15 protein-coding genes are annotated in these 12,953 nt (G+C 64.2%); 6 read left to right on the top strand and 9 right to left on the bottom strand.

Features of this window, described 5'->3' with window-relative positions; all coding sequences use genetic code 11:
* Positions 1-417 precede the first annotated feature (417 nt).
* A complete protein-coding gene (locus BLT16_RS06785) occupies positions 418-1,020 on the top strand; it encodes a sigma-70 family RNA polymerase sigma factor (protein ID WP_089657771.1) in 603 nt (200 codons plus the stop codon).
* A complete protein-coding gene (locus tag BLT16_RS06780) occupies positions 1,017-1,214 on the top strand; it encodes a zf-HC2 domain-containing protein (protein WP_089657770.1) in 198 nt (65 codons plus the stop codon). Before BLT16_RS06785 ends, BLT16_RS06780 begins: the two co-directional genes overlap by 4 nt.
* An 8-nt stretch (positions 1,215-1,222) precedes the next feature.
* On the opposite strand, the gene BLT16_RS06775 is transcribed toward BLT16_RS06780, so the two are convergent.
* From BLT16_RS06775 to BLT16_RS20570, 4 genes are all read right to left on the bottom strand, one after another.
* Complete coding sequence (locus BLT16_RS06775) at positions 1,223-1,768, bottom strand: DinB family protein (protein WP_089657769.1); 546 nt, start codon at positions 1,766-1,768, stop codon at positions 1,223-1,225.
* Positions 1,769-1,844: 76 nt separating this feature from the next.
* The gene (locus BLT16_RS20805; RefSeq protein ID WP_176817179.1) at positions 1,845-2,144 is read right to left on the bottom strand and encodes a hypothetical protein; all 300 of its coding nucleotides are present in this window, start codon (positions 2,142-2,144) and stop codon (positions 1,845-1,847) included.
* A 65-nt stretch (positions 2,145-2,209) separates the two neighbouring features.
* On the bottom strand, positions 2,210-4,582 hold the full coding sequence (locus BLT16_RS06765; RefSeq protein WP_089657767.1) for a PqqD family peptide modification chaperone: 2,373 nt from the start codon (positions 4,580-4,582) through the stop codon (positions 2,210-2,212).
* Positions 4,583-4,745: 163 nt separating this feature from the next.
* Entirely contained in the window at positions 4,746-5,498 is a 753-nt protein-coding gene (locus BLT16_RS20570; protein ID WP_143025047.1) for a hypothetical protein, read from the bottom strand.
* Between the two features lie 213 nt (positions 5,499-5,711).
* Between BLT16_RS20570 and BLT16_RS06750 the strand changes: the two genes are divergently transcribed.
* From BLT16_RS06750 to BLT16_RS06740, 3 genes are all read left to right on the top strand, one after another.
* Positions 5,712-6,299: a TetR/AcrR family transcriptional regulator gene (locus BLT16_RS06750; protein WP_089657766.1), complete on the top strand. Its 588-nt coding sequence runs from the start codon at positions 5,712-5,714 to the stop codon at positions 6,297-6,299.
* 114 nt (positions 6,300-6,413) lie between these two features.
* Entirely contained in the window at positions 6,414-6,983 is a 570-nt protein-coding gene (locus tag BLT16_RS06745; RefSeq protein ID WP_089657765.1) for a carboxymuconolactone decarboxylase family protein, read from the top strand.
* A 70-nt stretch (positions 6,984-7,053) separates the two neighbouring features.
* Positions 7,054-8,004 carry a sulfurtransferase gene (locus tag BLT16_RS06740; RefSeq protein WP_089657764.1) on the top strand — a complete coding sequence of 317 codons (951 nt, stop codon included), beginning with the start codon at positions 7,054-7,056 and terminating at the stop codon, positions 8,002-8,004.
* Between the two features lie 91 nt (positions 8,005-8,095).
* Here the strand turns inward: BLT16_RS06740 and BLT16_RS06735 are convergent, their stop codons facing one another.
* From BLT16_RS06735 to BLT16_RS06720, 5 genes are all read right to left on the bottom strand, one after another.
* A complete protein-coding gene (locus BLT16_RS06735; protein WP_089657763.1) occupies positions 8,096-9,148 on the bottom strand; it encodes a L,D-transpeptidase family protein in 1,053 nt (350 codons plus the stop codon).
* Positions 9,148-9,978: a prolipoprotein diacylglyceryl transferase gene (gene lgt / locus BLT16_RS06730; protein ID WP_089657762.1), complete on the bottom strand. Its 831-nt coding sequence runs from the start codon at positions 9,976-9,978 to the stop codon at positions 9,148-9,150. The genes BLT16_RS06735 and lgt overlap by 1 nt, the downstream gene beginning before the upstream one ends.
* A gap of 154 nt (positions 9,979-10,132) precedes the next feature.
* Positions 10,133-10,471, bottom strand: a complete 339-nt coding sequence (locus tag BLT16_RS06725) for a hypothetical protein (protein WP_089657761.1) — start codon at positions 10,469-10,471, stop codon at positions 10,133-10,135.
* Between the two features lie 134 nt (positions 10,472-10,605).
* Complete coding sequence (locus tag BLT16_RS20565; RefSeq protein WP_176817178.1) at positions 10,606-10,746, bottom strand: hypothetical protein; 141 nt, start codon at positions 10,744-10,746, stop codon at positions 10,606-10,608.
* 110 nt (positions 10,747-10,856) lie between these two features.
* A complete protein-coding gene (locus tag BLT16_RS06720) occupies positions 10,857-11,720 on the bottom strand; it encodes a WD40/YVTN/BNR-like repeat-containing protein (protein ID WP_089657760.1) in 864 nt (287 codons plus the stop codon).
* Positions 11,721-12,312: 592 nt separating this feature from the next.
* On the opposite strand from BLT16_RS06720, the gene BLT16_RS06715 reads away from it, so the two are divergent.
* The gene (locus BLT16_RS06715) at positions 12,313-12,888 is read left to right on the top strand and encodes a Spy/CpxP family protein refolding chaperone (RefSeq protein ID WP_089657759.1); all 576 of its coding nucleotides are present in this window, start codon (positions 12,313-12,315) and stop codon (positions 12,886-12,888) included.
* Positions 12,889-12,953: the final 65 nt, after the last annotated feature.

Here is a 12,953-nt window from a genome sequence, read left to right as displayed (position 1 = left end):
TCCGAAACAGTGAATGACGCCTTGGCACAAGGCGCGGTGTTTCGACAGCTTAGCCCAGGCGCAGCGCCATGCGAAGGCACCGCCGACATCCCCCACATACAAGAAAGGCCCAACCGTTGCCGGCCAGGCCTTACTCAGCATTGCAATCCTTGCTGCCTCCATGGGCGTCCTGCCCATGCCTCCCTGTGCTAATGCGCCATCCCAGGCGCGTCTTCCATGACCGAGCGACTCCTTGCTCAGTGGCCACCACCCTCGCATGGATAGTGAGTCATTAAGCTAACCCAGGTTAAGCAATGCAAAAGAAAATTGGCATGTCACGACCATGGGGAGACGCCCCGACGACCAAGGATTCATCCCATGCAACCCGCTTAGCCTTTACACTAAGGCCGTGACGCTTGGCGATGGAGGATGACGGGTATGACAGACGTGGCAGCTGACGAGGGCGAGGCATCCCCCTCACGCATGGAACGGCTGACGGCGGTACGACCGCGCCTGGTCTCCTTCGCACGCCTGCACCTGCGTGACAGCGCCCAGGCCGAGGATGCCGTTCAGGAAGCCCTGATGGCGGCCATCGAGAAGGACGCCAGCTTTGCCGGGCGCTCCGGCTACGAGACCTGGGTATTCGGCATCCTGAAATACAAGATCCTCGATACGTTGCGCACCCAGAAGCGCCAAGGCAAGTGGCAACCGCTCGAGGAAGACGGCGATGACGAGGTGGTCGATCGCCTATTCCAGCACAACGGTCGCTGGCATCAGCATGCTCGTCCCGCCAGCTGGGGCGAGCCAGACACCGTGTTCGAGAATGAGCGCTTCTGGCAAGTATTCGACGCCTGCATGATCGCCCTGCCGGACAACGTGGCCCGGGTCTTCTCGATGCGCGAGCTGATGGGCCTCTCCACCGCCGAGATCTGCCAGGAGATCGGTATCAAGGAGAACAACTGCTGGGTCATTCTGCACCGCGCACGGCTGCGCTTACGCAGCTGCCTCGAGAGTGGCTGGCTGAAGGAGGAATCACCATGATGATGTGCAAGGGAGCTACTCGCCTGATGTCGCTCAAGCAGGATCGCAGTCTGTCCTTGCAGGAGCGTATGTCATTGACGTTCCACTTGATGATGTGTGACCCCTGCCGCCAATGCGATAGGCAGTTCACGCTGCTGCATGAGGTCGGCAAACGGCTGGAGGCCGATATCACCTCCCGCCAGCACGATGACTGACCGACGCATCATCGCGCTATCACATGCGACGTCGCCTCCCGCTGCCAGTGCCTGAGCGTGGAGGGATGGACGCCAAAGTCCTCGGCGAGCGGGATACCCTGCTGCTCGGCCAGTAGTCCGATGATCGCCATATGATGAATGGTATGGCTGGTCAAAAAGGCCAATTCACGCGACACGCTGGTGTCGAGCATCAGCGCTTCATCGCCGACGGGGTAGTGCAGGCTCGCCGCCTCTTTCTGGGGGTCAAAAGCAACCAGCAGGGCTTCGAGATCATCCAGCCGGTTCGCTGCCTGCTGCGGCCACTGTTCGAGACGCGCGTCGCGACGGCGATGCTCGTAGTCGACAACGCCCTCGCCCGGGCCGAGATTCAACAGCGCCTCGACGTGGTCGATGATATGCCGGACGTGCTTGCCAAGCGTATGGCGGCCACGGCAGCCAGCCGCCTGCTGATACGCCTCCGGTGTCAGGCCGGCAACGAAGTGTCTCAGCTGCGCCAGGGCCATCTGGTTCTCCTCGATGAGCGCCCGGTCAGGTGTACAAGGTGTTGTCGTCATGTCGAGACCCCATTGATGACATGGAAGTTAGCCGTGGCCGGCGCCTGAATGGCGTCCGGCCCGGCACGCCGTTGAATCAGCCTTCGGCCTCTCCCTCGGCTTCGGCTTCAGCTTCTCCCTCAGCCTCAGCTTCCCCTTCACCCTCAGCTTCGCCTTCTGCCTCTCCTTCGGCTTCGGCATCGGCTTCTGCGTGGGCCTCTGCCAGCATCAGCGGTGCCTCCTGGTTACCGCTGAATCCCGCAGAGTTGGCCGAGTCATCGGCTACGGCCTGGAACGCCACACCGCTGGCGACCAGCGCCAGCGCCGGAGCGGCATAGCCGAGCTGGCGGCTGAGACGCCCCAGCAGGCTTCTTCGTTTCTCATCTTGCAGTGTCATGATGATGACCTCCGTGATGATGAATAGGCGACATGCCACGGCATGCCGTCATGCAGTACGCCAACCTAAGGAGTCAACGCGCGTATAGCACCGCCGCCGTGAGGCGACGGCGCGTTCTGCTCGGTGGCTTGCCGTGCTGCTTCGAGCTCGGCAAACCAGCCCGATAGCGCCGCGAAGCTGGGCGCTTCCTGCCCCAGCGAACGTCTCGACAGCCCTCCCAGCCACTCGCCGAGTGCCATCACCGTCTCTGGCGCGGCCGGAGCGTCGTCGGCAAATCTGCAGCAGGCCAGCAGCGTGCCCAGCACATCCAGCGCAGATGGCGTGCCGATCACATCATCGCCATCACCCGCGACCAGCACGCCCTGCAGCGTGATGCGGTCCGGCAGGTCAGGCATCACGCCGGCAATGATCTCCGGGATAGGCAGGCCAAGCGGTTCAATGACCGGGGCATCGTCAAGCGATAGCCGCACGCCTCGCGTCAGCACACCGTCTGACGCCGACACTAGCCGCTGCGCAACGTCGATATGCTCACCAACCGCGAAGAGGCACAGTACGCCGGTGCCTTGTGGGGTAATCAGCAGGCCGGCGTCGAGCACCGAGTGATCCGGCGTGCAGGCCTGGCCCACCAGATAGCCCAGCAGCGCAGGGCCGAGCTGGGCCAGCGTCAGTCGCCCGGCAACTACCTCGCCGCCCGCCGCCAGGCTGTAACCAGCGGTTTCGCGCAGGACGTCGAGGCGCGGCAGGTGTATCGCGGCCTGGTCGCTGAGCGGCACCAGTGCCCCGGCGAAGAGTGCCGTCAGCCGGTTCATCGCCGGACCGCTGGGGAGATACAGCGCCCAGCGCTTGCCATCGACGGCCAATTGCATGGCCTGTGGCGTGGCGTCGGTCTTGGCAGGCGCAGCCTCGCTAGCATGCCGCGAGGCATCTTGCGTACCGCGCTGGCACAACAGGCCATCGCGACACCACTCGCCAAGCGTGGCCCAGACCTCGCGACGCAGGGCGTCACGATCCACACTGCCGCTACCCTCTGCGTCCGCCGCCCGGGCCAGCTCGTCGGCAATGGCATCGGGATCGACCCCCTCGGTGGCCAGCAGCCAGATCAGCGCCGCGCTGTCGTTGGGCCGATAGTAGCGTTGAGTGTGGGTGGCATAGAGCGCCAGCTGGTCGTCGTCGAGCAGCTCTACCACGTGCCGATGCGCAAGGCGTGGGCGTGGCGCGGCTACGCCGCTCAGGGCATCGGCCAGCTGCACGTCGGCCAGTCCCGGCAGTGAAAAATAGGGCAGGTAACGCTCGGGCTCGGACGCGGGCAGCAAGCGCTGAAAATTGCCGCCACGGGCCTCCTCCGCCTGAGCCTCGGCCAGCAGCGAGTCATCGCTATCGCGGGCCGAGCCAATGCCTAGCAGCGCGACCATGTCGTGCACCAGCCCCCCCTTGACGCGCTCCTCGACCAGGCCACCGGTCTCGGGGGCGGCGCAGATGCCCAGCGACGGGCTGAGATTACACTCGAGAATCCATGGCTTGAGGGTGTCGTCCACCAGGCAGTCGAGCCCCAGCAATTCGTAGCAGCCCTTGGGGTCGGCGCCGACCTGGGCCGTACGCTGCTGCATGGCATCCACCGCCGAGATGGCGGTCAAGGCAATCAGGTCCTCGATCTTGGCGAACAGCTGTTCGTCGTCATGGCCCTGCTCGCGCAGCCAGTGCCGGTAGCGCTCGAGATCGATGAACTCCACCGGTATCTCGGCGTCGGTGTTGAGCGCATTGATATCGGGGTTGGTCAGCTGGCTGTAGGGGTTGTCGGCATCGTCGGGGTCCCAGGGCTCTGAGGCCAGCTTGGCAAAGCCCTGGCGATACAAGTACACGCGCAGTGGCTCGATGCTCGAGATAAGCACATACAGCCGCAGCACATACTTGTGGCCGCGAATGGTGTGCGGGTTGGCCAGGTACTCCTGGACCAGCCAGTCGGCGGCCAGCGGCGCCTGGGCCACGTCCTGCAGCACCTGCACCCCCTTGCCCTTGGAGGCATTGGTGGGTTTGAGTATCCAACGCTGCTGCGGATCTGCCAGAGCGGCAGCCTGCAGGGCGTGGTAATCGTGTGGCATCACATAGGCCCGCGGGAAGAATGCCAGCCGCTGGGCTAGTTCGCTCTCTGCGCCATGGCTGGCATGTATGCGCTCGCGCAGGTTGGACAGGCTGTCGTGGAGACGGCTCTTGACCGTCAGCGCGGCGTTGCCCGGGAAGTGGTTCATGCTGCGCTGCGGTGTCACGCGGCGAAACTGCTTGCTCTCTGGCATGCCGGTGATCCACGCCGCGTCCCAGTGATCTTCATCACCCTGCTGCCAGCCCAGCGGCTCCAGCGCCTCGCGAAAGAAACGATCCTGCTCGTCGGCCCGCTTGCCGCCCAGCCAAAACCGCCGTTGCGGCGAACTTTGCTTCGTCATCGCGCTGCCCTCATTTGGCTACGTCGCTATGTCATGCACTACCTGCAATCCTGCTCCCTGTGTCGTCGCCACACGCCGGTCCTTACAGGCCCAGATCTCAGACGGGCCTCGCGACCGCGGCGGCGATGAAGGGGAAGGCCCCGCCTTCCCCTTCATGCATGGGTCAGGTATCGCAGTTGTGCCCTGTGCTGTTGCCGGCGAAGCGCTGCTGGGCATCGACGACATAGGCCGAGAGTGCCGCCAACTCGTCAGACTCCCAGTCCAGCGGCTCGGCCTCCATCGGGGCGACCATGCACAGCTGGACCATTTCATCGGCATGCACGCTCTCCATGCCGAACATGTCCATGCCCATGGCCACCTGGTGGGGGTAGGGGTCGTTGAACGACTCCTGGTATCCGGAGAGCCCATCGGCGCCGTGACAGCTGGCACAGGAGAGGCCATTGGTACTCAGCGAGGTATCGTTGAACAGCGCCTCGCCTCGGGCGATCAGCTCGGCGGGGTTATCACCCGACTCGTCATACCCCGGGGTATAGCCGTCGGGGCGCTCAACCGCGGATCTGTCATGATCGCCCGCTTCCGCCTCGCCTTCCGCTTCGGCCTCGGCTTCTCCCTCGGCTTCGGCTTCTCCCTCAGCTTCGGCTTCACCCTCAGCTTCGGCCTCACCCTCAGCTTCGGCCTCACCCTCAGCTTCGGCCTCACCCTCGGCTTCGGCTTCTCCCTCGGCTTCGGCATGCGCCTCCGCCAGCATCAACGGGGCTTCCTTGCCGCTGGTATAGGCACTGCCATCAGGCGTTTCGCCGGCCACCGCCTGAAACGCCGAACCACTTGCTACCAGGAGCAGTGCCGGCGCGGTATAGCCAAGTTGACGACTGAGTCGACTCAGCAGAGTGCGACGCTTCTCGTCTTGTATTGTCATTGTTTGACCTCCTCGATCACGGATGAACAACGGCTGGGTCTGTTGCCGTGCCATGGCGCTAACGCTTCGCCTCGCCGCCCGCTGTCAGCTGCCTTGAGGCTTGGCGCCATACCAACTTGGTGTGGATTACACCGCGTTCCTTACACGCGTTTCTGACCCAACCCCGGATCACGTGCACTTGATATATGGACTGATTGGTACTAAATTCACGGCATGACACGCGGACGCCCCCTTGCCTTCAGCCCCGACCAGACCACCAACGCCGCCATGCAGGTGTTCTGGTCACAGGGCTACGACAGTGCTTCGACACGAGACCTGCTCGACGCCATGCAGATTTCGCGCAGCAGCCTCTACCAGGCCTACGGTAACAAGGAGCAGCTGTTCCTCGAGGCACTACGTCGCTATCGGGGGAATTTGCTCGACCGCCTCGAGCGCCGCCTGGTCGCCGCCCCCTCTGCACGGGCCTTCATCGAAGGACTGTTCGTGGACACCGCCACCGAGGCGGGCAGCGAGCGCGCCGCACTGGGCTGTTTGATCTTCAACTCGGCAAGCGAGCTTGGCCAGCGTGAAGGGCTGGCCGCCGAGGAGGCCCGGCGCAGCGTCGAGGCGATTACCGCCCTCTTCGAGCGGAGCGTCATCAGCGCTCAACAGCAGGGCGATATCGACGTCCAGCGCGACGCCAGGGCACTGGCCACCTACCTGACAATGGGCATGGCCGGGCTACGCACCCTGCTCAAATCGACGAGTGATCGGGCCACCGCAGAGGCGGCGGCCAGACTCTTTCTGGAGCCGCTTCACTAGCGGCTATTTCGGCGATAGACATAGCGGAAGAACATATCTTTAGTGCCGCTATTTTTGAACTGATCGATCCATATATGGCGCGCCCGTGCCATCGACAGCAAAGGAGCCACACTCATGTCTGCCGACTACAAGATGCAGCTTGCCCCCCAAACCCTCGACAACGCCGGCGACCAGGCCCGCCCACTGCTCGAGAAGGCCAATGCCAAGCTAGGCTTCGTACCGCATATGTATGAGGGCATGGCCAAGGCCCCAGGCGTGCTGAGCACCTACCTTCACGGCTATGAGCTATTCCGCGAGGCATCCGGCTTCGCGTCGCCCGAGCAGGAAGTGGTGTTCCTGACCATCAGCCGTCTCAACGGCTGCGACTACTGCATGTCGGCCCACAGCATGCTGGCCGACAAGATGTCCCAGGTGCCGGCCGACGTGCTCGAGGCCATTCGCACCGACCAGCCGATCCCCGATCAGCGCCTGGCCGCGCTCAGCGCCTTTACCCGAGTGATGTTCGAGACGCGCGGCAAGCCGACCGAGGCCGACGTCGAGGCGTTTCTCGAGGCCGGGTTCGAGGAGCAGCATGTCCTGCAGATCATACTGGCCATGGCGGTGAAGACGCTTTCCAACTACGCCAACCATGTGAACCACCCGGCGCTAGATGATGCCTTTGCCGGCCATGCCTGGCAGGGCTAACCTACCTATTCATGCCGGTGCAGCATCATGCGCTGCACTGGCATGACATCATCTGCATGAGGGCAATCCCATGTTACGTATCCTGATCCTGACACTGGCTACCCTAGGGTTTTCCGCACAGTCCCACGCCGTTGAGCTCACACCGCTGGTCGACGCCGACTGGCTCGATCGCCACCTCGATGAGGACAACCTGGTGGTACTCGACGTGCGCTCGGATATCGACGGCGGCGGTGGCCGTGACGCGTTCGAAGCGGCGCAGATTCCCGGCAGCCTGCACACCCGCTACGGCGAAGACGGCTGGCGCGAGAGCCGTAACGACGTTGCCGGCCTGATGCCCGCCGTCGATGAACTGGAACAGCTGATCGGCGGGCTCGGCATTAGCAACGAGCACAACGTAGTGATCGTGCCCGCTGGCACCGGCCCCACCGACTTCGGCACCGCCGCACGCATCTACTGGAGCTTCAAGATCCTCGGCCACGACCAGGTGGCGATTCTCGACGGCGGCTTCGCCGGCTGGCAGCAGCAAGGCTTCGAGGTCACCAGCGGCCCGACGCCTAGCGTTGAGCCAGCCCCCTTCCAGGCCGAACTGCGCGAAGCACTGATCGCCACTACCGAACAGGTGGAAGAGGCGCGTCAACGCCAGGCCCAACTGGTCGATGCCCGGCCGTCGGACTACTTCACCGGCGAGACCACCTCTCCTGCGGTACGTGAGGCCGGCACCATTCCCGGCGCTCGCAGCCTGCCGCACCGGAGCCACCTGAATGACCGCAACGGTGCCTTCTACCTGGACACCGCGGGGCTCGACGCACGCATCAATGCCGCCGAACTGAGCCGCGATGAGCGCACCATTGCGTTCTGCAACACCGGCCACTGGGCCGCCACCGACTGGTTCGTGCTAAGCGAGATCGCCGGCTTCGACGATGTCGCCATGTACGATGGCTCGATGGCCGCCTGGACGGTCAGCGAATCGCGCCCGGTGCAGCTGGCCCGCCGCGGCCTCGAGCTGCTCACCGGCGATTGATTCGAAACGTCATAGATCCACCCACTGCTTGGGGCCGAGGTATCCCGTGACAGCGCTGGATACCCCGGCCGGAAGCGTTATGGCACTATCATCAGCGCCGCAGATCGAGCATCTCGTACAACCCCGACGCCTGCTCAGGCTCATCTTCTAGCTCATCCGGGCACGGCTCGATGGGTGGCTCAACAGCCGCTACCTGACCATCCGGGCGCTCCAGCAGGGTTCTGAGCTGGCCGAAATGCGGCACCTCCCCGCCTTCCAGATCGAGCATCCCCAGCGTCGCCACCAGCGCCTCCATGCCGTGCGCTTGATCCTCCAGCAGCTCATACACCTGCACGAAAGGCGTTCCATCGTCCCAGCCCACCTTGATCGGCTGGTCGACGATATTAACCTGGGTGCCCACCGGCACGGCACCGAATATCGCGTCGATATCCTCCGGGTACATGCGGATACAGCCGCGGCTGGCACGCATGCCGATGCCGTCCGGATCATTGGTGCCGTGGATCAGATAGCCAGGGATATCCAGCAGAATGGCATACTTGCCAAGCGGGTTCTCAGGCCCGGGCGGCACTACCGCCGGTGCCGGCTCCCCTCGCGCTGCAGCCTCCTCACGCATGGAGCGGGGCGGATACCAGGCCGGGTCCTCCAGCCGCATGGTCGTTTGGGTTATGCCCAGCGGCGTGTCGTAGCCCTCGCGGCCGATACCGATTGGGTAGGTCTCGACTCGCGGCGCCTCCCCCGGCTCGGGCTCCGGGAAGTAGTAGAGACGTAGCTCGGGAATATTGATCACGATGCCCGTGCGTTCCGCATCGGGCAGGATATGCCGCACCGGTACCACCACCTCGGTCCCGACGCCGGGCACCCAGATGCTGACGTCAGGGTTGGCGCGACGAATCTCTTCGTAGCCCAGGTTGTGGGCGCGTGCGATGTCTAGCAGCGTGTCCTCCTCGTTTTCGACGATGATCGTGTAACTCTCGCCAATCACATCGCCGTTTTCCGGCAAACGGTAGTGGCCCAGCGGCCACTCTGTGGCCTCCTCGGCCAGCGCTGGCGACGCGACCAGCAGCGAAAGGGCAAGCAGCAGTGCACACTGCCCGCGCCTAACGGGGAGAGTGTCGGTGGTGACTCGGTTAGCGAGTGACAGCATTAAGACGCCCTCCCATGGTCGCGTGAAGGCACCCCCCAGTGGCCAAGCGAACCGTCGACCGGCTGCCGACGCGACCAGGCGACCAACGCCACGCCCACGGCGATCATCGGTGCGGTCAGCAACATGCCCATGGTGACCCAGCCAAAGGCGATAAAGCCGAGATGCTCATCCGGCAGCCGTACGAACTCCACGGCGAAGCGGAACACGCCGTACAGCAGCATGAACATGCCGGAGATCATCCCCCGCCGCCGTGGCTCGGCGGATAGCCACCACAGCAGCACGAACAGCACCACGCCTTCCAAGGCGAACTCATACAGCGCCGAAGGGTGGCGTGGCTCGGGCCCCATGTGGGGAAACGGCATCGCCCAGGGTAGCTCGCTGACCCGACCGGGCAGCTCATGGTTGATAAAGTTGCCGATCCTCCCCGCCCCCAGGCCGATCGGCACCAGAGGCGCGATAAAGTCGGTGAGCTGGAAGTATCCAAGCCGATGCCTACGCGCGAACAGCAGCGCCGCCACCAGCACCCCGAGCAGGCCGCCGTGGAAGCTCATGCCGCCGTCCCAGACCATGAAAAGCCACAGCGGGTCGGCCACTAGACGCTCGATACCGTAGAACAGGGCGTAGCCGAGGCGGCCGCCCGCTACCACGCCGAGCGCTGCATAGAACACCAGGTCGCCGATGGCATCCTGGCTAAGGCCGATCCGATGGGCACGTCGGCGCCCCAGCCACCAGGCAGCGACGAAGCCAACCACGTACATCAGGCCATACCAGTGGATTTGCAGGGGCCCTAGCGAAATCGCCACTGGATCGATATTGGGATAGTCCATCAGACGTCCCCCCGCGGCTTACCGTCATCAGCCGTAAACGCTGTCCGCACGGCCACCCGCGGGGTGACGTGCCAGCCTTTGCAATAGGTCATGGATAACCTCTCGTCTCTCGTGAAGATTGGCTCGTCAGCGAAACGAGCCGCTAATCAGCGACGAGTCAGACGCGAGGGGGGCGCTCGAGACGCCCAGGAGAGGTAGACAGCCAGGCGACGACCGGCGCACGGAGGGCCTCGCTGGAGGGAGGGAGCAGTCCGGTATCGGGGGAGGCGCCGCCGGACAGATTGACGCAGGAGGTCACGCAGCCGCTACTGCTATCGTCTTGTCCTGCATCCATTGCGATATCGACGTCGAGCAAGGAAAGCAGCTCTGCGGACGGTTCAGGCTGGATCGGGCAGCTCACGTCACCATGATGGCTTACTTCCGCCGCAGCCGAGGGCAGCGCCAGGGTGAGCACCAGCGGTAGCAACAGCAGCCAGGAAAGCAGGAGACGCAGCATGGGTCGGAGTCAACAGCCTGTAGGGAAGATAATGGGAGGCAGTATTTCATGGCATTCAGCGCCCGACAACCGAGGGGCTGCACCCAGGTCGGCCGTACGGCACCCTTGATATCAAACGCGCCTGCGGTCTTTTGCTAGTCGACGCCATCATCGAAACGGTCCGGGGGACCGGTGGGCAGGATCAGCACCGGCGACGCATGGTGGCTGGGCATCACCGGCTCCCAGGGCAGCTCGGGTAACGTCTCGGTGGCCCAGTGCCCATGCTCGAGAAACACCAGCTGCAGCGCCAGGGCCAGCGACGCCTGGCAGGCGCGCTCTGTGACGGTGACACGACTAGCGCCTCACTTCGCCCGGCCTTGCCGGTGGGGCGTTAATAACAGGCGCCTCACTCGAGATGTGACCAGTCGCGCCCGCCGTTGTCACTGAGCAGCAGCCGGCCCTCGTCATCCGCCGCCACTAGCCGCTCGGGGTCGTTCGGGTCAACCGCCAGGTGCAGCAGGTAGCGTTCACCCCAGCCTCGTTTTACGACTTCCCACTCGCGGTTGGCTTCCTCAGCCACTAACAGACCACCACCCAGCATGAAGGCATAGAGCCGCCCATCATGGGCCACCACCAGGCTCGCGGTACGGCGCTCGGGGTGAATCGGGCGCCAGCGCAGGCCGCCATCCGGGCTCAGCAACAGGCCGTCCTGGGTGGCGGCATAGAGATGCTCGGGGTCGCGGCTCGAGGCCGCCAGGGCAATCAGGCCGTCCGGGGCCCGCTCCTGAATCTGCCATTGCTGGCCGCCGTCGTGGCTGACCTGCAGCTGGCCGGCAAAGGCCCCGTAGAGCACGTCTGGGCCGGCTTCGCTGACGGTGAGCTGATGGAAATCCACCGGACCATCGGCGCCAGCCGAGCGCTGCTCCCAGTGTTTTCCGCCATCGCTGGAGACTACCACGCCAAGATTGCCGCCCCGGGCCGGATGGCCGCTGGCGAAGAAGGTCTCGGCATCAGTGGGGTGCGGCGTGAAGCCCATGAAGTCATGAGTCTCCTCCGACACCCGACGAGCCATGCCATCGCGATCCACGGCATAGAAGCCATGGTGGGTGGCCAGCCACAACCGTTCGCTATCCGATCGATCAAAGGCCAGGCCGTGTATATGCGTCTGACCTCGCAGCTGCTCGAGGCTGATATCACCCGAATCACGGGAGCAGCCCACCATCAGGGTCAACAGCACGGCCACGGCAAGTGGCCAGCGATAATGGGTCATGACATCTCTTCCTCATCTCTCATCAGCTGGGGATAGCGCGACGCAACGCCACCGCACGGCGCCAAGCTACGACATGGCAGGATCCACTCGCGTGAAGTGTCGCCGTCACGTCCGGCTCTTAGCACTCGATGAGGTGGCAGTGCGGATCGATCACCACCCTGCCATGAGGTAAGAAGAGTCAGACGCGAGGAAAACGCTCACAGGTGGCGATAGATCCAGTGGGGCTGGCCAATTCTGACCCGGGCCGATCGGACCCGCAACCGACGTCCGGCACGCAGGTTGACCATCGCGGCTCGCTTGATCTGCATCAATGGAAAGGTTGCGGCGTTGAACTAAGGTGAGTGCACCACCCTGTCAGTCAAGCCTCGCGCCATGGACCTGGCCGAACCCGCGACATGCCCAGACTCAAGGCGGGTCGGACTGCCGCCCTGCCCCGGTCATTACGATCTACCTGCTCCCTCAGCGGTTCGGGTCTCGAGACTCACCTCATCGTTGGTGCTGAAGAAACGACATTGACCTGCGTGCAACACACAGCTCGCAGAATGTAGACGATGGCAATCGATCGGGCCTCTCGCCCGACGGGAGAATGAACATGAAGCTTCGCAAGCAGACGTTGACACTCGCACTCGCCGTGGCACTCGCTGCCAGTGGCACCGGCATTGCCCTCGCCCAGGGGATGATGGGCGGCAGCCAGGGCGGCATGAGCCCCGGCATGATGGGCGGCAACCAGGGCGGCATGAGCCCCGGCATGATGGGCGGCAACCAGGGCGGCATGAGCCCCGGCATGATGAAGGGCATGATGGGTGGCGGCATGATGCCCTGCCCGATGATGGGCGGCGGCGCCGGCATGGGCATGATGTCGATGCTCGACGATGAGCAGCGTAGTGCAATGCGTGAGCTGATGCAGGAGCATCGCCCGGCCCAGTTCGAGCGCATGGGGCAGATGATGAACCTGCGCGACGACCTGATGGCCGAGATGCACGGCGAGCGCCCCGACCCTGATGAGGTCCAGGCGCTACACGGCCAGATGGCCGAGCTGCACGGCGAAATGATGGCCGAGATGGTGCGCATGCGAAATGCCATGCATGACCTTATGAGCGACGAACAGCGCCAGCAGCTCGAGCAGGCCACCCCCGAGAGCAGCGACGACCACGACGCCCATCACTGAACGGCCATGCTAGAAGCGCCAGGATGTCCGGGCGGCCAACCAGTGGCCGCCCCTTCGGCCCCGCT

The organism is Franzmannia pantelleriensis, assembly GCF_900102875.1.
GTDB classification, from domain to species: Bacteria; Pseudomonadota; Gammaproteobacteria; order Pseudomonadales; family Halomonadaceae; genus Franzmannia; species Franzmannia pantelleriensis.
This window is presented reverse-complemented; position numbering and strand designations above follow the sequence as displayed.

Excerpts from the sequence above, each read along its gene's own strand:
- BLT16_RS06785 (WP_089657771.1), top strand. The coding sequence starts at position 418 with ATGACAGACGTGGCAGCTGACGAGGGCGAGGCATCCCCCTCACGCATG.
- BLT16_RS06780 (WP_089657770.1), top strand. The coding sequence starts at position 1,017 with ATGATGATGTGCAAGGGAGCTACTCGCCTGATGTCGCTCAAGCAGGAT.
- BLT16_RS06775 (WP_089657769.1), bottom strand. The coding sequence starts at position 1,768 with ATGACGACAACACCTTGTACACCTGACCGGGCGCTCATCGAGGAGAAC.
- BLT16_RS20805 (WP_176817179.1), bottom strand. The coding sequence starts at position 2,144 with ATGACACTGCAAGATGAGAAACGAAGAAGCCTGCTGGGGCGTCTCAGC.
- BLT16_RS06765 (WP_089657767.1), bottom strand. The coding sequence starts at position 4,582 with ATGACGAAGCAAAGTTCGCCGCAACGGCGGTTTTGGCTGGGCGGCAAG.
- BLT16_RS20570 (WP_143025047.1), bottom strand. The coding sequence starts at position 5,498 with ATGACAATACAAGACGAGAAGCGTCGCACTCTGCTGAGTCGACTCAGT.
- BLT16_RS06750 (WP_089657766.1), top strand. The coding sequence starts at position 5,712 with ATGACACGCGGACGCCCCCTTGCCTTCAGCCCCGACCAGACCACCAAC.
- BLT16_RS06745 (WP_089657765.1), top strand. The coding sequence starts at position 6,414 with ATGTCTGCCGACTACAAGATGCAGCTTGCCCCCCAAACCCTCGACAAC.
- BLT16_RS06740 (WP_089657764.1), top strand. The coding sequence starts at position 7,054 with ATGTTACGTATCCTGATCCTGACACTGGCTACCCTAGGGTTTTCCGCA.
- BLT16_RS06735 (WP_089657763.1), bottom strand. The coding sequence starts at position 9,148 with ATGCTGTCACTCGCTAACCGAGTCACCACCGACACTCTCCCCGTTAGG.
- BLT16_RS06725 (WP_089657761.1), bottom strand. The coding sequence starts at position 10,471 with ATGCTGCGTCTCCTGCTTTCCTGGCTGCTGTTGCTACCGCTGGTGCTC.
- BLT16_RS06720 (WP_089657760.1), bottom strand. The coding sequence starts at position 11,720 with ATGACCCATTATCGCTGGCCACTTGCCGTGGCCGTGCTGTTGACCCTG.
- BLT16_RS06715 (WP_089657759.1), top strand. The coding sequence starts at position 12,313 with ATGAAGCTTCGCAAGCAGACGTTGACACTCGCACTCGCCGTGGCACTC.